Raw genomic sequence first — 17,241 nt, forward strand, 5'->3', positions numbered from 1 at the left:
GCAGTTGCCGCTGCCGCCCCGCCGCGCGCCGTCAGCCGCGGCGGGCGAGCGCGTCGAGCCAGCCGCGCGCCTCGGGCCAGTCGCCGAGCCCGCTGTCCGCATTGATGTGGCCACGCGGGCCGATATCGTGGAATGCGCTGCCCCATGCGTTCGCGCAACGGCGCGCGAACGCGGGCGAGCCGTACGGATCGTCGCTGCTGGCGACGACGCAGGTCGGAAACGGCAGCCGTTCGAGCGGCACGGGCCCGAAGCCGTGCGCATCGGCCGGAAACGCGGGGCCGCCCGGGTCGGGCAGCGCGACGAGCAGCGCGCCGCGCACCTTCGCGAGCGCGGCCGGGCGCGCATAGCGGGTCGCCCACCACGCGGTGGTGAGCGTGCCGAGACTGTGGCCGGCGATCAGCACCGGCCCGCGCGCGGCTTCGACCGCGCGATCGAGCGCGAGACACCAGCCGTTGCGGAACGCACGGTCCCAGTCGGGCATCGCGACGCGCGAGAAACGTGCATCGGCACGCTCCCAGCGGCTCTGCCAGTGAAGCGGGCCCGAATTGGCGTAACCCGGCAGGACGAGAACGGGGAATGAGCTCATGGAAGGTGCGTCGACGGGTGAAATCGTTATATGGCGTCGACGCAGTGTCGCACACCCGTTCCTCCCTGATGCTGCCTGTCTGAAACCGAAAGGATGTGCATGGGGCCGGGACGCGTGCGGGACGGCGTCGCGACCGGACGACGAGCCGCGTGGCACGCGGCTCGCGTCATGTCGTCGATCAGCGCACGTTCGCGCCGACGATACCGCCCGCCGCGGCGCCGGCGACCGTGCCGAGCGGGCCGCCCGTCACCAGGTAGCCGAGCGCGCCGCCCGCGGCCGCGCCGATGCCGGCATTGCGCTGCGTATGCGTCATGGCGCACGCGCCGAGTTGCGACAGGGCCGCGACGATCACGGCGGTACGAACGATAAACGTGGTCTTCTTCATCATGATTGTTGGTGTCCTCTCGCCGCGCGGTCATGCGAGCGGCGGCATTGAATCGGTGAAGCCATCATAGGCAACGCCAAACGGCCCGGGCAATCCGATTTACGTCGTGTTACAGCCGACACAATATCGAGATAATCCGTCGAAACCCGCGCCTGCCGCGCCGCCAGCCGCGCGGGACGGACCCCGGTCAGGTAGAATCACGGGATTAAACCGGCGCGACGCGCCGACACAACCTGACGCCATCCGCATGAGCACCGAACGCAACGACGCCCCCGCGGCTTCCAATTTCATCCGCAACATCATCGACGACGACAACCGCACCGGCAAATGGGGCGGCCGCGTCGAAACACGCTTCCCGCCCGAGCCGAACGGCTACCTGCACATCGGCCATGCCAAGAGCATCTGCCTGAACTTCAGCGTCGCACGCGACTACGGCGGCGTGTGCCACCTGCGCTTCGACGATACGAACCCGGAAAAGGAAAGCGTCGAGTACGTCGACTCGATCGTCGACGCGGTGCGCTGGCTCGGCTTCGACTGGCGCAAGGACGCGGTCGATCACCAGTACTTCGCGAGTGACTACTACGACAAGCTGTACGAATTCGCCGAGCTGCTGATCCAGCGCGGCAAGGCATACGTCGACAGCCAGAGCGCGGAAGAAATGCGCGCGAACCGCGGCTCGCTGACCGAAGGCGGCAAGCCGTCGCCGTTCCGCGACCGCACGCCGGAAGAAAACCTCGACCTGTTCCGCCGCATGAAGGCCGGCGAGTTCAAGGAAGGCGAGCACGTGCTGCGCGCGAAGATCGACATGGCTTCGCCGAACATGAACATGCGCGACCCGGTGATCTACCGGATCCGCTACGCGCACCACTACCGCACCGGCGACGCGTGGTGCGTGTACCCGATGTACGACTACACGCACTGCATCTCGGATGCGCTCGAAGGCATCACGCATTCGCTGTGCACGCTCGAATTCGAGGATCACCGCCCGCTGTACGACTGGGTGCTGAACGAACTCGCGGAAGCCGGCATGTTCACGCGCCCGCTGCCGCAACAGATCGAATTCTCGCGGCTGAACCTCACGTACGCGATCACCAGCAAGCGCAAGCTGCTGCAGCTCGTCACCGAAGGCCACGTCGACGGCTGGGACGACCCGCGGATGCCGACGATCGTCGGCGTGCGCCGCCGCGGCTTCACGCCGGAGAGCATCCACCTGTTCTGCGAGCGGATCGGCGTGACGAAGATCGATTCGTGGATCGACATGAGCATCTTCGAAGGCGCGCTGCGCGACGACCTCGACGACAAGGCCGCGCGCACGGTCGCCGTACTCGATCCGCTGAAGCTCGTGATCGACAACTACCCGGAAGACCTCGAGGAAGCGTGCACGGCGCCCGTGCATCCGCACCATCCGGATCGCGGCGTGCGCACGTTCCCGATCTCGCGCGAGCTGTGGATCGAGCGCGAGGATTTCGTCGAGAACCCGCCGAAGGGCTATTTCCGCCTGTTCCCGGGCAACAAGGTACGCCTGCGCTACGGCTACGTGATCGAGTGCACGGGCTTCGACAAGGACGCCGACGGCAACGTGACGGCCGTGCACTGCAACTACTTCCCGGACAGCAAGTCGGGCACCGAAGGCGCGAACAACTACAAGGTCAAGGGCAACATCCACTGGGTCAGCGCGAAACATGCGCAGCCGGCCGAAGTGCGGATCTACGACCGCCTGTTCAAGGAGCCGCATCCGGACGCGGGCGGCGCGAACTTCCTCGAGGCGCTGAATCCCGATTCGAAGAAGATCGTCCAGGCGTACGTCGAGCCGGGCAACAGCGACATCGCGCCGGAAACGCGCGTGCAGTTCGAGCGTCACGGCTACTTCGTGGCCGATCGTGTCGATTCGAAGCCGGGCAAGCCCGTGTTCAACCGGATCGTCGGGCTGCGCGACAGCTGGGGCAAGCCGGCCTGACGGATCGGACAGGCGCGGCGCCGGTCGCCCGCGCCTGTGCCGTTCGTCATGCGCAGCCCGACCGGCCGCTCGTCGGGGCGGCCTGCCCCGAATGCCACGTCAGGAACCGTCGCCATGCCCTATTCGCTGCAGGCCATCGTCGCCAGATCCAGCGCATTTGCGTCCGCGCCGCTGCCGCGGGGGCTGCGCGTCGTCCGCCTGCGCGGCGACATCGACATGATCCCGCTCGACACCGCGTTCCGGGACGCTCACGCGATCCCGTTCTGCCCGTTGACCGACGGGGGCGACACGGTACTGCCGCCGGCACTTCTGTCGCTGTGTGAACAGTTGAGTGCGCACGCTGCACTGGCCTATGTCGAAGCCGAATTCTTTGGCGGCAGCGGCATCCAGGCGCATGCGCGCTTCGCGGATGGCCGCGCAAGCGGCCCGCTCGTCGTGTCGGATCATGCGATCAACGAAGCGCTTCGCCATCTCGGCGTCGCCAAGGGCGACGCGTTCGACGAGTTCGAAGCGATCGGCCTCGACCAGCATCGCGACACCGATCGATGGCTGGCCTGACACGCCGGCCGCGCATCGGACGAACCATGAAAAAACCGGCTTGCGCCGGTTTTTTTATTGCATGCCGGGGTTACGCGCCCGTCAACCGCCGATGCAGATCCACCAGCGACAGCTTCGTGCGAAACAGCCGCGCGAGGCTGCGGCTCGCATACGCGTCGATGTCGGCCGGCACGGTCCAGCGATACGCATCCATCTCGGGAATCATCGAGCCGTCTCGACGGCTCGGAAACAGCGACGTGCACGTGCACTGCCCGGGATCGATCTCGCCTTCGGCCACCTGAACCGCGAACAGGTGCAGATCCTTGTCGTGCCGGTACGCAAAGCGGCCGAGATCGAGCAACCGGGCCGGCGCCAGCGCGATGCCGGTTTCCTCGAGCAATTCGCGCAGCGCGGCGTCGGCCGGCGATTCACCCGGCTCGCCCTGCCCCTTCGGGATGTCCCAGTGCGTGGTGTCCGTCGCGTGCGCGAGGAACACGCGGCCGGCCGCATCGAGGATCACGACGCCGCACGACACCGTGCGCGGCGCGCCGCCCCGCTTCATCACACGCGTGCTCAGCGCTTCTGCAGCTGCCACTTGCCCGCGGCCGTCTTGCAGTAGACGGGCTTGAGCGTCATCGCCTGGCCCTTCGCGGTGATGTCGGTCGTGATTTCGCGGCAGGTCTTGCCGTCCGTCTCGGTCGTGGTCGGCGTGAGCTTCGCATCGATCTGCGTGCCCCGGCCGCTGCTCTGCCACGTCGTCGTCTCGCCGTCCTTGCCTTCGTCGCGCACCTTCTCGGCGGCCTTCGACAGCGACGCCGTGTCGGCCTTGCTGAAATAGCTGAGCGGCGTGTTGGTCAGGAAGTTCAGGTTGTTCTGCGCGTGGGCGGGCAGCATCGCGGCTGCGCACGCGGCACCGGCCAGCACACGCGTGACGGCGGAAAGGGATGCACGCATCGACATGTTGTTCTCCTTGGATGTTCGATCGAACGGCGTGGCGCAGGCCGGCGAACCGGCTCGCGCCACGCCCGTCAACGAGCGAGCATAGCATGCGTGCAACCGGCGATGCCTTCTAGTGCCCGGCCGGCGCGGCCGTTTGCTGATATCCGTCAGTCAGCGTGCCGAGGAATGCGATCACGTCCTTGATCTCGGCCGCGTTCAGCGCCGGCTGCTCGCCGCGCTTGCGGTCGAACGGCGCTTCGCGGTTGATGTTCGGCCAGTAGCGCTTCGGCAGGTCGTCGTAAATCTGGACCTTGCCGTGCACGACCGGGTAGAACTTCTCCGGATGGATGTCGCGCTCGACGTAGAAGCGCATCACGTCCTCGAGCGTGTGATACACGCCGTTGTGGAAGAAGGTCTTGCGCAGCGTGACGTTGCGCAGCGACGGCGTGCGGAACAGCCCGCAGAATTCGTCGCGGCCCTTCAGGTCGGTACGCTCGGGGCCGCACGCACCGAGGTCGTGGAAACGCGAGTCGCGATTGACCGGCAGCGCGCGATTGCGCGGCACCGCGATCGCGATCAGCCCGAAATCGCTGAACTGCGGCGGCGTGCCGTCGAGCGCACGCTGGCTGATGTGGCAGCTCGCGCAGTTGCCCTTCTTTTCGTCGTTGAACAATTGCAGCCCGCGCATTTCGGCCGGCGTGAGCTGCGCATGGCCCGCGAGATACGCGTCGTACTTGCTCGTGTACGGCGAGAACAGCTCGGGCGTCTGCTCGAAGGTTTCGAGCGCGCGCAGCACGGCCTTGAACGTGGCCGCATCGTCGTCGAGCACCTTCACGCCGAACACCGCGCGGAACTCCTGCGCGTACGGCGCGGCCTTCACGGCCTGCGCGACCTTCGCCGGCGAGCTGTTCATCTCGAACGGCGACGTGAGCGGAATGCGCGCCTGCTCGGCGCCCGTGTCGACGCGGCCGTCCCACGTGAGGCCGCCCGTCGGGCCGGCATCGACGCTCTCGTCGCCTTCGTCGTCGGAATCGTGGAAGTGCTCGGTGAACTGCGGCACGCCCTGCAGGTACTTGAGCGACGGCACCGCACGAAAGCCCGGATGCTTCATGTCGTCGCCGCCTAACTGCACGTCCAGCGCATTGGGCGGCCCGAATGCGTGATCGGGGCTGTGACACGACGCGCACGCGAGCTTGCCGGAACCTGACAGCGTAGGGTCGAAGAAAAGTTGCTTGCCGAGGGCCGTCATCCGGCGCACGCCTTCGTAAACTTGTGCGCGCGTCTGCGGCTGGTTCGTCGCGACCACGGCGCTGCTCGCGGCAACCGTTGCGGACGCAACCGGGTGCGCACCGTCCGGCGCGCCCGACGCACTCGCGGCCTGCGCGGACGGCGTACCGGCACCGGGCTGTCCGTCACAGCCGGCAACGGTGACGAGCGTGGCGGCCAGCGCGAATGCGCCGGCGAGATGCAGCCACGAATGCGCGAATGCGCCGGCTGTCGGTTGGCGAGGTTTCATCGATTCGTCGGAAAGTAGGTTCAGGAGCGGCCGGAGTTTATGTCAGCCGCATGACCGTTACATGACGACTCACCGACAGCCAATCGAAAGGACGCCTACACCCGCCTGTCAAATCGCACCCTCAAAATGCGTGCAGCCGGACATGCCACGGTCACCTCGCGAACCGGCGGTGCACGAATGCGCCGGTTCCCCACGCGACAAGAGAGAGATAGAGAGTACAACGGATGAAAAACCACGCCTGGATTCGCTTTACACCGATCGCCGTTGCCGCGGCCGCCGCCCTCACCGCCTGCGGCGGCGACGACGTGCAGCAGCAGGGCCTGTCGACGGTCAAGAACGTCGTCGTGATCTACGCGGAAAACCGCAGCTTCGACAACCTGTACGGCAACTTCCCCGGCGCGAACGGCCTGCAGAACGTGACCGCGGCCAGCGCACAGCAGAAGGACCGCAACGGCCAGCCGCTCGCGACGCTGCCGAAGGCCTGGGGCGGCCTGACCGCGAAGGGCGTGACGCCGGCCGTGACCGAGGCGATGACGGCCAACCTGCCGAACGCGCCGTTCGCGATCGACGACCCGAACGGCTTCAACACGCCGATGAGCGTGACGACGCGCGACCTGTATCACCGCTTCTACGAGAACCAGATGCAGATCAACGGCGGCAAGAACGACATGTTCGCCGCATGGGCCGACTCGGGCGGCCTCGTGATGGGCCACTACACGCCCGACGCGACGAAGCTGCCGCTGTGGAAGATCGCGCAGCAGTTCACGCTGGCCGACAACTTCTTCATGGGCGCGTTCGGCGGTTCGTTCCTGAACCACCAGTACCTGATCTGCGCGTGCGCGCCGTTCTACGCGAACGCGGACAAGAGCCCGGCCGCCGGTTCGATCTCGGCCGTCGCCGCCGACGGCAAGTCGCTGCAGCTCGCGAGCAACTCGCCCGCTTCCGCGCTCGACGGCGCGCCGAAGTTCGTGAACTCGGGCAACCTGACGCCCGACTTCTACGCGATCAACACGATGCAGCCGCCGTACCAGCCGAGCGGCAACAAGGCGGCTTCGGGCGGCGATCCGAACCTCGCCGACCCGTCGGCCGCGACGACGCTGCCGCCGCAGTCGCAACAGAACATCGGCGACCTGCTGACCAACGCGGGCGTGTCGTGGGCGTGGTACAGCGGTGCGTGGAACCAGGCACTGCAGGCCGCGCAAAGCGGCACGGCGAACGTGATCTACGGCCCGAACATGACGGCGCCGAACTTCCAGCCGCACCACCAGCCGTTCAACTACTACGCGAACCAGGCACCGGGCAGCACGAGCCGCGCGCAGCACTTGCTCGACGGTGGCACCGACGGCAGCGAGTTCATCAAGGCGATCGACGCGGGCACGCTGCCGCAGGTCGCGTTCTACAAGCCGCAGGGCAACCTGAACGAACACCCGGGTTACACGGACGTCGCGAGCGGCGACCAGCACATCGCGAACGTGCTCGCGCACCTGCAGGCGAGCCCGCAGTGGAAGAACATGGTCGTGGTCGTCACGTACGACGAAAACGGCGGCTTCTGGGATCACGTGTCGCCGCCGAAGGGCGACCGCTGGGGCCCGGGCACGCGCATTCCGGCGCTGATCGTGTCGCCGTTCTCGAAGAAGGGTTTCGTCGACCACACGCAGTACGACACCGCGTCGATCCTGCGCTTCATCACGCGCCGCTTCTCGCTGCCGCGCCTCGCCGGCCTGCAACAGCGCGACGACGCGCTGAAGGCCAACGGCGGGCAGCCGATGGGCGACCTGACGAACGCGCTGCAACTGTCGCCGAACCTGTAACGGCATCGCGACAGGCGGGCCGGTGTCATCGCCGGCCCGAACGCACGAAGGGCGGCCTCCCGGCCGCCCTTTTTTCATCGGAACGCGCGCGTCACCCGCCGTACTTCAGCTCGACCCCGACATGGTCCGCGTTGTGCCCGCCTGCCTCGACACGACCGTCGTGCGGATGCCGGTCGCCCGACGCCGCATCGACCTGCTGCGCAATGCGCGGCCCGATCACGCATGCTCCCGCGCGGCGGTGCCGGCCGACATCCCCGCGCACGCCGCCAGTCCCGCAAGCGCGACGGCCGGAGCCAGCAGCGCCCAGAACCCGAGATAGCGAAAGCCCAGCGCGCCGGCCGTCGCGCCGAGCGCGAACGCGACGATCGCCGGCCACATCTTCGCGAAGCGCGCGCGTGCCGCCGTGCGCACGCTGTCGGGCGTGCCGGCGGACAGCAGGTCGACGACGTCGAGAATCGCCTGCGTGACGTTGCCGGTCATCACCGTGTTCGGCACGCCGGCGCGCGCGATCACGCGCGGATGCGCGTTCTGGATGCCCATCGCGAACGTGCCGACGATGCCGGCCAGCAACACCGGCAGGCTGTCGGATTGCGTGACGGGCGACGCCCACACGCCGGCCGCGCAGAAGCCGAGCAGCAGCACGGCCTGGACCGCATGCAGCGCCCGCGTACCCTGCCACGCGGGCCGCCCGGAAAACGCGCGTGCGATCAGGCTGCTCGCGACGACACCGCACACGAATGCGGGAAACACGCTCAGCTTCAGCAGGATGCCCTGGCCGAACCCGGCGGCCCCCGCGCCGATCAGCACGAAGTTGCCGGTCACGTGCGCGGTGAACAGCCCGAACAGCGCGACGAAGCTCAGCGTGTCGACGAAGCCGGCCACCGCGGCAAGAATCGTGTCCTCGTGCTTCATCGCGCTGCCCCCGCGTGGATCTCGGCGACATAACCGCCGGGGAACCGGACCAGCGCCGCGTCGCGCCCGTCCGCCGAGTACGGCGGCACGAGCACGTCGACGCCGGCCGCCCTGGCTTTCTCCAGCGTTGCGGCCAGGTCCGGCACCTCGTAGCCCGTCGTCTCGTGCCCGTACGGATAAGGCAGGTGGCCGTCCGTCACGAGCACCGTCATCTTGCCGAAGCCCGACGTGATGCGAATGCGGCGATAGGTGTCGTCCGGGCGGCCGATCTCGACGCCGGGCGCCTTCAGATCGTCGGACACCACCTTGCCGTTCGAGAACTTGACGAAGTCGTGCACGAACTTGCGCACGCTCTGCGGCGACACGTACACGCGGTTCTCCGGCACCGTCTGCAGCGGATCGTACTTCGGCGCCTGCGTGTGCCAGTAGAGCTGCATCTTCACGCCGCCCGTCCACGCGATCACCGCATCGCGGCCGATCGGATCGGGGAACGTGTCGACGATCACTTCCGCGCCGTGCTCGCGCGCCACCTTCATCGCCGCGTCCATGTCGGTGACGAGATACCCCGTGCGCTCCGCGCCGAACGGCCAGGGAGTCGGCGTCTTGAAGCCGAACACGGAGATCGTGCCGGCCGGCGTGAACACGAGCTGTGACATCGTCTGGCTCGGCGTCGGCGTGACCTGGAACACGCCCTGCTTCGACTTGCTGCCGCCGAACGTCGCGACGAAGCTGTCGGTGAAGCGATCGAAATCCTCCGGCGCCACATACACGTGCGTCGTGTCGTATTGCGGCCCGACGGCGAGCGTCGGCGTGGCCGCCGGCAGGACGGGCGGCTTCGCGTACACAGCCGGCGCCGCGACGAGGCCGGCGGCGATCGCCAGCGCGAGCAAGGCGGAACGAATCGTTTTCATGACTGGATGTCCTTGTTGTTGATCGTCATCGGGTGGCACGGCCGTTGCCGGCCGGATACTTCGCATCGGCGAGCCGCGTCGCGAGCACGCATGCCGCGATCAGCCCGAGATGCTCGAAGAAGCTGTCGAGCGCCATGAAATGCGCAGCGCCCGTCCGGTTCCGGAAGTCGTGCGCCACCGCCATCGCGACGAGCGTCGGCATGCCGGGGCCGCCGTCGCCGCGCCACGTCGATCGTCGGCAGGCGCTTCCCGGCGAACGGGGGCTCGGTGAAACCGCCGGCCACGCGCACCCATTGCGGCGCGGGCGTGATCGCCACCTGCCGCTCGAGCATGCTCATTGCAAGCGCGAGCGACGGGTTCGCGCGGTCGAGGATCGTGAACCTTCCGTTGTGAAGGATCAGATCCGGTCGAGTGGCGGGTGCGTTCATCGATGTGCCTTCGATCCAGTCAGAAACCGAGCCAGTGACGGACCGGTGCGACGGCCGCGACGCCGGCCAGCATGCCGGCCAGCCCGACCAGGGCAATCAGCGGCGGTGCGGGCGAACGCACCTTGACCACGCTGTACATGACGCCGACCAGCATGCCGGCACCCAATGAAACGACATACGATTCCATACGCTCCTCACGACTGGATTAGAATGACCCCGCATTTCCGCCCGCACGGGCGCCATGCGCTCGCGGCGCGATCCGCTGCCGCCCCACCCGCTTCGCTTGCCTGCCACGCCTTCCAGCCATGCAACACCTTCCCGATCTCGAAGCCTGGGCCATCTTCGCGCGCGTCGCCGAGACCGGTTCGTTCGCCAAGGCCGCCGACCTGCTCGGCGTATCGCAACCGACCGTGTCGAAAGCGATCGCCCGCCTCGAAAAACGCCTCGGCGCGATGCTGTTGTACCGCACGTCGCGCAAGCTGTCGCTCACGCCGACCGGCGAGCTGCTGCGCGATCGCGCGATCCGGCTGCTCGCCGATGCCGAACTGATCGAAGGCGAAGCCTCCGCGCATGCGCTCGAACCGCACGGCCTCTTGCGCGTGAACGCGCCGATGTCCTACGGCCTGTGCAATCTCGCGCCGCTGTTGCCCGCGTTTCTCGAACGCTATCCGCGCGTCGACGTCGACCTCGTGCTGACCGACCACTTCGTCGACATCGTGTCCGGCGGCTTCGACGTCGCGATCCGGATTGCCGAACTGAACGATTCGTCGCTGCGTGCGCGCCGCCTGTGCGCGGTGCGCCGGCCGCTCGTCGCGTCGCCCGCGTATCTCGACCGGCACGGCCGGCCGACTCATCCGAGCGAACTCGACCAGCACGTATGCCTGACCTACACGAACATCCCGACGCCCGAATTCTGGCGCTTCCGCCACAAGACGTCGGGCGAGGAATTCGGCGTGCCGGTGCGCGGCCGCATTCGCGCGAACAACGCCGACGTGCTCCGCCCCGCGCTGATCGCCGGCCAGGGCCTTGCGCTGCAGCCGTCGTTCCTGGTGTGGGACGAGTTGCAAAGCGGCGCGCTCGAGGAAGTGATGCATGACTGGAAAATTCCCGATATCAACGTCAACCTCGTCACACCGCCCGGCATGCTGCGCGCCGCGCGCGTGACGGCGTTGCTCGACTTTCTCGTCGAACACCTGTCGCACGCGCCATGGGCGCTGCCGCCCGTCTGACCCGGCGGCAACACGCGGCCGGTTACTTCGCCGGCACGGCCGGAATCGACTCGTGCGGCGTCGCGGTGCGCTGTGCGGCCTTGTGGACCATCGTGTATGCGTAGTCGACGCCCATCCCGTACGCGCCCGAGTGCTCCTTCGCGATCGCCATCACCGCGTCGTAGGTGTCGCGGCGCGCCCAGTCGCGCTGCCATTCGAGCGCGACCTGCTGCCAGGTGACCGGCACGACGCCGGCCTGGATCATCCGCTGCATCGCGTAGTCGTGCGCGTCCTTCGACGTGCCGCCCGACGCATCGGCGACCATGTAGATCTCGTAGCCGCCTTCGAGCATCGCGCAGAGCGCGAACGTCGTGTTGCAGACCTCCGTCCACAGGCCGGACACGACCACCTTCTTGCGGCCGTTCGCGGCCAGCGCGTCACGCACCTTCTGGTCGTCCCACGAGTTCATCGACGTGCGCTCGAGCGTCTTCTGGTTCGGAAACACGTCGAGCAGTTCAGGGTAGGTGTAACCGGAGAAGCTGTCGCTTTCGACCGTCGTGATCGTGGTGGGAATGTTGAATGCCTTCGCGGCCTTGGCGAGCCCGACGACGTTGTTCTTCAGCGTCTGGCGATCGATCGACTGCACACCGAACGCCATCTGCGGCTGCTGGTCGATGAAGATGATCTGGCTATTGTGGGGAGTGAGGACTTCAAGCTTGGCGTTGCTCATGTAGCGAATCATCCTTTGGTCTGGAAACGTTCAAGGCTTGCCCCGACCGGGATGGCGGAGGAGCCGGCTGTGCGTCGCCCCGGAGCGGCGTGTTCCGGTTGCAGCCATTTAATCGGAAAAGTCGCGGCCCGAACATCCAAGAAATGGAATCGATCGAATTCCGAAAGAGAGGGGCTCCGAAGGCTGTCCGCCCTTTTTTTCCGCACGTAAAACCGATACGCTTCCAGCACATTGAAGGCGCCGCCTTCGCGCCCGACCAGCCTGTCACGAGAGGTTTTCATCACGAAACCGTATTTTCTGTCGCTGTTCGCCGGCATCCTCGCCGGTGTCATCTACGGCGCGCTCGGCGTGAATTCGCCGGCGCCGCCGATCATCGCGCTCCTCGGCCTGCTCGGCATGCTGGCCGGCGAGCAGATCCTCCCGCTCGCGCGCCGGATGCTGTCGGGCTACCGGCTCAATACCGCGTGGCACGACGCACAATGCGGCCAGCACATGTTCGGTACGCTGCCGGGCGGCGCCGCCAACGACCGCAAGCCGTCGTGACGCCAGGCTCATGACCAACGTCGAACTGTTTCATTACCTGCTGCTGTTGATCTGCGGCGCGGGCGCGCTCACGTGGCTCGCCGAACGCATCTCGATTCCGCCGGCCGTCGTGCTGCTGCTCGGCGGCTGCGTGGTCGCGGTCGCCGGCAAGCGTGTACCCGACATGGACCCGGCGCTGCTGCTCGCGGCCGTGCTGCCGCCGCTGCTGATGTCGAGCGGGTTCTACACCGCGTGGAAGGAATTCCGGCAGGAGCTCGCATCGATCGCGTCGCTCGCGCTCGGCGCGGTGGTCTTCACCACCGTCGCGGTCGCGCTCGCCGTGCATGCCGTGAACCCGGCGCTGCCGTGGGCCGCCTGCTTCACGCTCGGCGCGATCGTGTCGCCGCCCGACGCGGTCGCCGCGAAGGCGATCCTGCAGCGCCACCCGCTCCCCGCGCGGCTCGTCGCGGTGCTCGAAGGCGAGAGCCTCGTCAACGATGCGTCGGGCCTGCTGCTGTACCAGATGGCCGTGTCGGCCGCGCTGGCGGTATCGATCACGGCCGCCAGCGCCACCGGCCTGTTCTTCTCGCTGACGCTGATCGGCATCGCGGTCGGCCTCGCGTGCGGCCATGCGATGTGCTGGGTGCTGCCGCGCCTGCGCGACCCGATGCTCGGCATCGTCGTGACCTTCGCGATGGCGTGGGGCAGCTACGGAATCGCGGAAGCCGTCGACGGCTCGGGCGTGCTGTCGGTGGTGACCTGCGGCCTCGTGCTCGGCGTGCGCCAGCATCGCGTGTTCGACGCCGACATGCGGATCAAGGCGAAGGCGACCTGGGAAGCGATCGTGTTCGTGCTCGACGCGCTCGTGTTCATCCTGATCGGCCTCGCGCTGCACGCGATCCTCGCACGCGTGAACCACGAAGGCGCGGTGCTGATGGCCGGCCTGCGCGTCGCGCTGCCCGCCACCGCCGCCGCGATCGGCGCGCGCGTCGTATGGGTGTTCGTCGCGATGTGGCTGCCGGGCCGCCTGCGCGCGCCGCGCGCGGGCCACGCGCCGTGGTCGTGGCGTGAAGCCGTCGTGCTCGGCTGGTCGGGCATGCGCGGTGTCGTGAGCCTCGCGGCCGCGATCGCACTGCCGGCCACCTTCCCCGGCCGCGACCTGATCCTGTTCAGCACGTTCCTGCTGATCATCGCGACGCTCGTCGTGCAGGGCGGCACGCTCGCGCCGCTGATCCGCGTACTGAAGCTGCGCCCGGCCGCGCGGCACACGATGTCCGAGCACGCGGTGCGCGCGCATACGTTCGGCGCGGCGCTCGCCGAACTCGACGCGCTCGAACAGCGCGGGTCGAGCCTCGAACGCCCTTCGCTCGACCGCCTGCTCGCCGAATACCGGAACCGCGTGACCTTCAACGAACGCGCGTTTCGTCATGGCACCGAACCGGCCAACGTGCGGGCGCGCATGCTGCGCGTCGAACTTGACCTCGTCGGCGTGTCGCGCCGCGCGCTGCTCGACCTGCATCGCGACGGCAAGGTCGACGACACGGTCCTGCACCGGATCGAATCGGAACTCGATTTCGAGGAACTGCGCCTGCAGCGGCTGCTCGAACCCTGAAGCCCGGCCAAGCCGCCGCCTCCCCCTTTCTCCTTATGGAACTGCAATGAGCGAACTGTCCGTCGAAGCAAGCATCGGTGCCGTCGATTACCTCGTCCACTTCACCGACGGCGTCCACCAGTGGCGCGCCGACGAGCCCACGCCGCTCGGCGGCGGCGACACCGCGCCGACGCCCGTCGCGCTGCTGCTGTCGAGCCTCGGCGCATGCACCGCGATCACGCTGAAGATGTATGCGCAACGCAAGGGCTGGCCGCTCGCCGAAGTGCACGTGAAGCTCGCGCACGAATCGGGCGGCGCGGGCAGCACGATCGTGCGCCGCATCACGCTCGACGGCGACCTGTCCGGCGAACAGCGCGAACGCCTGCTGCAGATCGCGAACGCCTGCCCGGTGCACAAGATCCTCTCGCATCCGATCACCATCGACACGGCGATCGCCTGACGCGCCCTGCATCGACCACGAGAACCCCCACCATGTCCGCCTCGATCAAGACCCTGCTCACGCCGCGCGAAAGCGACATCGGCAACCTCGTCGTGCGCCGCGTGCTGCCCGCGCGCGCCGCACGCCTCGTCGGCCCGTTCATCTTCTTCGACGAGATGGGGCCGGCCGTGCTGCCGGCCGGCCGCGGCATCGACGTGCTGCCGCATCCGCACATCGGCCTGGCGACCGTCACCTACCTGTTCGACGGCTCGCTGATGCATCACGACAGCCTCGGCTTCCGGCAGAAGATCGTGCCGGGCGACGTGAACTGGATGACGGCCGGCCGCGGCATCGTGCATTCGGAGCGCTCGCCCGACGAAGACCGGCCGCGCGAGCAGCCGGTGCACGGGATCCAGACCTGGGTCGCGCTGCCGGTCGAGCATGAAGACACCGCGCCCGCGTTCGTCCATCATCCGGCCGACACGCTGCCGTCGTTCACGCGTGACGGCACGACCGTGCGCGTGATCGCGGGTACCGCGTTCGGGCTCGCGTCGCCGGTCGCCGTGTTCTCGCCGACGCTTTATGCGTATGCGGAATTCGCGGCAGGCGGCACGCTAGCGCTCGATGCCGAACATGAGGAACGCGGCGTATACCTGGTCGACGGCGACCTCGCCATCGACGGCACGCCGCTCGCCCCCGCGACGATGGCCGTGCTCGAACCCGGCGCGACCGTGGCACTCGCCAGCGCAAGCGGCGCACGCGTGATGCTGCTCGGCGGTGCGCACCTGCCGGGCGAGCGTTTCATCGAATGGAATTTCGTGTCGAGCGCGCGCGCGAAGATCGACGCGGCCCGCGTCGCGTGGGCCGATCAGACCTTCGGCAAGGTGCCGGGCGAAGAAAACGAATGGACGCGCCAGCCGGAACGCAAGGCGTAATAGACGCAATAGGCACGACAGGCAGGATCGCCCGCAGGCATCCGACGGCCGGCACGCATGCCGGCCGTCGTCCCGTCCGTGTTACGCCGACGGTTTCAATCCCATCAGCTTCGCCAGTGTCGGCCAGCGGTCGAGCGACTCGATGAACGCACGGCGCGCCTGCTCGTCGACATAACGCCCGGGATCGAGCGCGGGCAGATGCCGTGCGAGGCCGAGCACGTCGTTCGGTTGCGACAGGCGGTCGTCGTCGCCGTCACCGTGCAGCATTACTGTTCGTCGATCCATACGCCATCCGGAGTTTTCACCGAGTAACCCTCGGCCGTCTGCATCGTCACCGTGCCCTCGTTCTCGCCGACCATCCGCGTGCGCGGCAGGTCGGCCGCGTATTGCGCGAGCGTCGTGCCCGGCTTGAACGGGCTGTTCGACACGAGGTTCGACAGCAGTTGCGCGAGCGCGAGGAAGCTGGTCGGCTGGTCGATCACGGTCGTCGCGCCGTGATTGCCGGCAAAGCCGACGAGCCGCACGCCCACCGGCCCGTGCACGATGCGCGGCGTCGGGATTTCGCGCAGCCCCGCGACCTGGTACTTGTCGCCGCGCAGCGCGGCACCGTGCTCGGGCACGAACACGATCACCGCACGGCGGCCCGATTGCGCGATCAGGTCGGCGAGGCGGTCGAAGTCGTCCATCATCTTCGTCACGCGCTGCGGATACGAGTCGATGCTCGTCAGCGAACTGCCGACGATCCGGTTGCCGTCGTGCAGGCTGATCGTGTTGTAGTACAGCGCGACCGGGCCCTGCACCGACGCGCGCTGCGCGTACCAGTTCGCGAGCGTCGTGTAGTCGTCCTTGATCGCCGAGCCGTCGAACGCGTGCATCGCAACGGGCGCGGCCGCGTTCGAGATCATCGGCGCGTCGGCCACGCCGATGTTGTCGTGGATCACCTGCAGGAAGTTGTCGAAGTGGCCGTCGTGGTTCAGCAGCGACTGCACCGAGTAACCGGCGCTCGCCAGTTGCGAGAACAGGTGGCACTGCTGCGGTGCGGGTTTGTACAGGTCGGCGTGCGCTTCCTGCCCGCAGCTCGCGCGCAGCACGCGGATCGCCGCCGGGCCGCTGTAGCTCGCGGCCGTGCTGAAGTTCGAGAACAGGTAGTCGAAATGGCTCAGCATCGGATGGTTGCGCGCCTTCGCGGCATCGAGGTCGTCCCACGACAGCGAGCAGATGTGCAGCACGATCACGTCGAACTGGGCGGCCGGATCGCTGCCGAGGTGGCCGAACGCGACCTGTCGCTGCGACTCCTGCGTGCGGAACGTCGCGAGCGCGGCGTTGTGGTCCTCGGGCTGGCCGGCGAGCGTCGTGCCTGCCGCGTTCGCCTGCTGCGGAAGCGGTGCGACGACACGCGCCATCAGCCCGCTGCCGGCCTGCCACAGCGGCATCACGACCAGCACGGCCAGCACGAAGGTCGCGACGCGCAGCCACCGGTTGACGATGAAGTAGACGATCAGCACACCGGCCACCGTCAGCACCAGCACGGGCGGCAGCAGGCGCGGCAGCAGCTCCATCCAGTAGTCGAGGCGGAACGTGCTGACTTCCTGCGCGGCCTCGGCGAGACGGGCAAGCGGCGGCGCATGCAGCTCGCGCGCGAGCAGCGGCACCGCGATCGCGATCGCGACGACCTGCCGGACGATGCGCCACGCACGCCGCCGGATCGGCGCGCTCATCGCGAGCGCCACCGCGAACGCGAGGTTCGCGAGCCAGAACGGCTGCAGGTGCCCGGTCGCGAACAGCGCGAACTTCAGGATGAAATACAGATTCCAGAACGTCATCTAACCCACTC

General features: G+C 67.8%; 20 protein-coding genes and 2 pseudogenes. 8 read left to right on the forward strand and 14 right to left on the reverse strand.

What is annotated here, in order from left to right:
* Positions 1-31: 31 nt before the first annotated feature.
* Together VK92_RS08665 and VK92_RS08670 are read right to left on the reverse strand one after the other, a co-directional pair.
* A complete protein-coding gene (locus VK92_RS08665) occupies positions 32-586 on the reverse strand; it encodes an RBBP9/YdeN family alpha/beta hydrolase (RefSeq protein ID WP_048025926.1) in 555 nt (184 codons plus the stop codon).
* 178 nt (positions 587-764) lie between these two features.
* Positions 765-974: an ornithine acetyltransferase gene (locus tag VK92_RS08670; protein ID WP_011351716.1), complete on the reverse strand. Its 210-nt coding sequence runs from the start codon at positions 972-974 to the stop codon at positions 765-767.
* Between the two features lie 244 nt (positions 975-1,218).
* On the opposite strand from VK92_RS08670, the gene VK92_RS08675 reads away from it, so the two are divergent.
* Positions 1,219-2,928, forward strand: a complete 1,710-nt coding sequence (locus VK92_RS08675) for a glutamine--tRNA ligase/YqeY domain fusion protein (RefSeq protein ID WP_027787758.1) — start codon at positions 1,219-1,221, stop codon at positions 2,926-2,928.
* A 114-nt stretch (positions 2,929-3,042) separates the two neighbouring features.
* A complete protein-coding gene (locus VK92_RS38910) occupies positions 3,043-3,486 on the forward strand; it encodes a hypothetical protein (RefSeq protein ID WP_053076319.1) in 444 nt (147 codons plus the stop codon).
* 70 nt (positions 3,487-3,556) lie between these two features.
* On the opposite strand, the gene VK92_RS08685 is transcribed toward VK92_RS38910, so the two are convergent.
* The 3 genes from VK92_RS08685 to VK92_RS08695 form a co-directional block, all read right to left on the reverse strand.
* Positions 3,557-4,027, reverse strand: a complete 471-nt coding sequence (locus VK92_RS08685; RefSeq protein ID WP_048025925.1) for an NUDIX hydrolase — start codon at positions 4,025-4,027, stop codon at positions 3,557-3,559.
* An 11-nt stretch (positions 4,028-4,038) separates the two neighbouring features.
* Entirely contained in the window at positions 4,039-4,425 is a 387-nt protein-coding gene (locus tag VK92_RS08690) for a hypothetical protein (RefSeq protein WP_048025924.1), read from the reverse strand.
* A gap of 109 nt (positions 4,426-4,534) precedes the next feature.
* On the reverse strand, positions 4,535-5,920 hold the full coding sequence (locus VK92_RS08695; RefSeq protein ID WP_048025923.1) for a cytochrome-c peroxidase: 1,386 nt from the start codon (positions 5,918-5,920) through the stop codon (positions 4,535-4,537).
* A 224-nt stretch (positions 5,921-6,144) separates the two neighbouring features.
* Between VK92_RS08695 and VK92_RS08700 the strand changes: the two genes are divergently transcribed.
* A complete protein-coding gene (locus VK92_RS08700; protein ID WP_021160821.1) occupies positions 6,145-7,731 on the forward strand; it encodes an acid phosphatase in 1,587 nt (528 codons plus the stop codon).
* Between the two features lie 91 nt (positions 7,732-7,822).
* On the opposite strand, the gene VK92_RS42825 is transcribed toward VK92_RS08700, so the two are convergent.
* The 6 genes and pseudogenes from VK92_RS42825 to VK92_RS08720 form a co-directional block, all read right to left on the reverse strand.
* Positions 7,823-7,951: an alginate export family protein gene (locus VK92_RS42825; protein WP_217709461.1), complete on the reverse strand. Its 129-nt coding sequence runs from the start codon at positions 7,949-7,951 to the stop codon at positions 7,823-7,825.
* Complete coding sequence (locus VK92_RS08705) at positions 7,948-8,643, reverse strand: YoaK family protein (RefSeq protein WP_048025922.1); 696 nt, start codon at positions 8,641-8,643, stop codon at positions 7,948-7,950. The genes VK92_RS42825 and VK92_RS08705 overlap by 4 nt, the downstream gene beginning before the upstream one ends.
* On the reverse strand, positions 8,640-9,554 hold the full coding sequence (locus VK92_RS08710) for a glyoxalase (protein ID WP_048025921.1): 915 nt from the start codon (positions 9,552-9,554) through the stop codon (positions 8,640-8,642). The genes VK92_RS08705 and VK92_RS08710 overlap by 4 nt, the downstream gene beginning before the upstream one ends.
* A gap of 25 nt (positions 9,555-9,579) precedes the next feature.
* Positions 9,580-9,804, reverse strand: a pseudogene (locus tag VK92_RS41575) (DoxX family protein); the annotation flags it as partial.
* Positions 9,782-9,982 (reverse strand): annotated as a pseudogene (locus tag VK92_RS39635) (hypothetical protein); the annotation flags it as partial. The pseudogenes VK92_RS41575 and VK92_RS39635, both read right to left, overlap by 23 nt.
* A gap of 19 nt (positions 9,983-10,001) precedes the next feature.
* Positions 10,002-10,169 (reverse strand): DUF1427 family protein, encoded by a 168-nt coding sequence (locus VK92_RS08720; protein ID WP_021160826.1) that lies wholly within the window; start codon positions 10,167-10,169, stop codon positions 10,002-10,004.
* Positions 10,170-10,287: 118 nt separating this feature from the next.
* Here VK92_RS08720 and VK92_RS08725 point away from each other — a divergent pair, with 118 nt between their 5' ends.
* Positions 10,288-11,211, forward strand: coding sequence for a LysR family transcriptional regulator (locus VK92_RS08725; protein ID WP_021160827.1), 924 nt, complete (start codon positions 10,288-10,290; stop codon positions 11,209-11,211).
* A gap of 22 nt (positions 11,212-11,233) precedes the next feature.
* On the opposite strand, the gene VK92_RS08730 is transcribed toward VK92_RS08725, so the two are convergent.
* Complete coding sequence (locus VK92_RS08730; RefSeq protein ID WP_021160828.1) at positions 11,234-11,920, reverse strand: hydrolase; 687 nt, start codon at positions 11,918-11,920, stop codon at positions 11,234-11,236.
* 279 nt (positions 11,921-12,199) lie between these two features.
* On the opposite strand from VK92_RS08730, the gene VK92_RS08735 reads away from it, so the two are divergent.
* The 4 genes from VK92_RS08735 to VK92_RS08750 are packed head-to-tail and all read left to right on the forward strand — an operon-like array spanning position 12,200 to position 15,407.
* Complete coding sequence (locus VK92_RS08735) at positions 12,200-12,463, forward strand: DUF1427 family protein (RefSeq protein ID WP_048025963.1); 264 nt, start codon at positions 12,200-12,202, stop codon at positions 12,461-12,463.
* A 10-nt stretch (positions 12,464-12,473) separates the two neighbouring features.
* The gene (locus VK92_RS08740; RefSeq protein WP_021160830.1) at positions 12,474-14,054 is read left to right on the forward strand and encodes a cation:proton antiporter; all 1,581 of its coding nucleotides are present in this window, start codon (positions 12,474-12,476) and stop codon (positions 14,052-14,054) included.
* Positions 14,055-14,100: 46 nt separating this feature from the next.
* Entirely contained in the window at positions 14,101-14,493 is a 393-nt protein-coding gene (locus tag VK92_RS08745; RefSeq protein WP_048025920.1) for an OsmC family protein, read from the forward strand.
* Between the two features lie 32 nt (positions 14,494-14,525).
* Positions 14,526-15,407 (forward strand): pirin family protein, encoded by an 882-nt coding sequence (locus VK92_RS08750; protein WP_048025919.1) that lies wholly within the window; start codon positions 14,526-14,528, stop codon positions 15,405-15,407.
* An 81-nt stretch (positions 15,408-15,488) separates the two neighbouring features.
* Here VK92_RS08750 and VK92_RS08755 read toward each other — a convergent pair whose 3' ends face one another.
* Together VK92_RS08755 and bcsG are read right to left on the reverse strand one after the other, a co-directional pair.
* Positions 15,489-15,692 carry a hypothetical protein gene (locus VK92_RS08755; RefSeq protein ID WP_042975818.1) on the reverse strand — a complete coding sequence of 68 codons (204 nt, stop codon included), beginning with the start codon at positions 15,690-15,692 and terminating at the stop codon, positions 15,489-15,491.
* Positions 15,674-17,230, reverse strand: a complete 1,557-nt coding sequence (gene bcsG, locus VK92_RS08760) for a cellulose biosynthesis protein BcsG (RefSeq protein ID WP_021160834.1) — start codon at positions 17,228-17,230, stop codon at positions 15,674-15,676. Before bcsG ends, VK92_RS08755 begins: the two co-directional genes overlap by 19 nt.
* Positions 17,231-17,241: the final 11 nt, after the last annotated feature.

The sequence above is a fragment of the Burkholderia sp. LK4 genome (assembly GCF_001043615.1).
Classification (GTDB): domain Bacteria; phylum Pseudomonadota; class Gammaproteobacteria; order Burkholderiales; family Burkholderiaceae; genus Burkholderia; species Burkholderia cepacia.

Coding starts and splice junctions, on each gene's coding strand:
- VK92_RS08665 (WP_048025926.1), bottom strand. CDS start 586: ATGAGCTCATTCCCCGTTCTCGTCCTGCCGGGTTACGCCAATTCGGGC.
- VK92_RS08710 (WP_048025921.1), bottom strand. CDS start 9,554: ATGAAAACGATTCGTTCCGCCTTGCTCGCGCTGGCGATCGCCGCCGGC.
- VK92_RS08755 (WP_042975818.1), bottom strand. CDS start 15,692: ATGGATCGACGAACAGTAATGCTGCACGGTGACGGCGACGACGACCGC.
- bcsG (WP_021160834.1), bottom strand. CDS start 17,230: ATGACGTTCTGGAATCTGTATTTCATCCTGAAGTTCGCGCTGTTCGCG.
- VK92_RS08745 (WP_048025920.1), top strand. CDS start 14,101: ATGAGCGAACTGTCCGTCGAAGCAAGCATCGGTGCCGTCGATTACCTC.
- VK92_RS08700 (WP_021160821.1), top strand. CDS start 6,145: ATGAAAAACCACGCCTGGATTCGCTTTACACCGATCGCCGTTGCCGCG.
- VK92_RS08675 (WP_027787758.1), top strand. CDS start 1,219: ATGAGCACCGAACGCAACGACGCCCCCGCGGCTTCCAATTTCATCCGC.
- VK92_RS08705 (WP_048025922.1), bottom strand. CDS start 8,643: ATGAAGCACGAGGACACGATTCTTGCCGCGGTGGCCGGCTTCGTCGAC.
- VK92_RS08670 (WP_011351716.1), bottom strand. CDS start 974: ATGATGAAGAAGACCACGTTTATCGTTCGTACCGCCGTGATCGTCGCG.
- VK92_RS38910 (WP_053076319.1), top strand. CDS start 3,043: ATGCCCTATTCGCTGCAGGCCATCGTCGCCAGATCCAGCGCATTTGCG.
- VK92_RS08750 (WP_048025919.1), top strand. CDS start 14,526: ATGTCCGCCTCGATCAAGACCCTGCTCACGCCGCGCGAAAGCGACATC.
- VK92_RS08730 (WP_021160828.1), bottom strand. CDS start 11,920: ATGAGCAACGCCAAGCTTGAAGTCCTCACTCCCCACAATAGCCAGATC.
- VK92_RS08685 (WP_048025925.1), bottom strand. CDS start 4,027: ATGAAGCGGGGCGGCGCGCCGCGCACGGTGTCGTGCGGCGTCGTGATC.
- VK92_RS08695 (WP_048025923.1), bottom strand. CDS start 5,920: ATGAAACCTCGCCAACCGACAGCCGGCGCATTCGCGCATTCGTGGCTG.
- VK92_RS08720 (WP_021160826.1), bottom strand. CDS start 10,169: ATGGAATCGTATGTCGTTTCATTGGGTGCCGGCATGCTGGTCGGCGTC.
- VK92_RS08690 (WP_048025924.1), bottom strand. CDS start 4,425: ATGTCGATGCGTGCATCCCTTTCCGCCGTCACGCGTGTGCTGGCCGGT.
- VK92_RS08725 (WP_021160827.1), top strand. CDS start 10,288: ATGCAACACCTTCCCGATCTCGAAGCCTGGGCCATCTTCGCGCGCGTC.
- VK92_RS08740 (WP_021160830.1), top strand. CDS start 12,474: ATGACCAACGTCGAACTGTTTCATTACCTGCTGCTGTTGATCTGCGGC.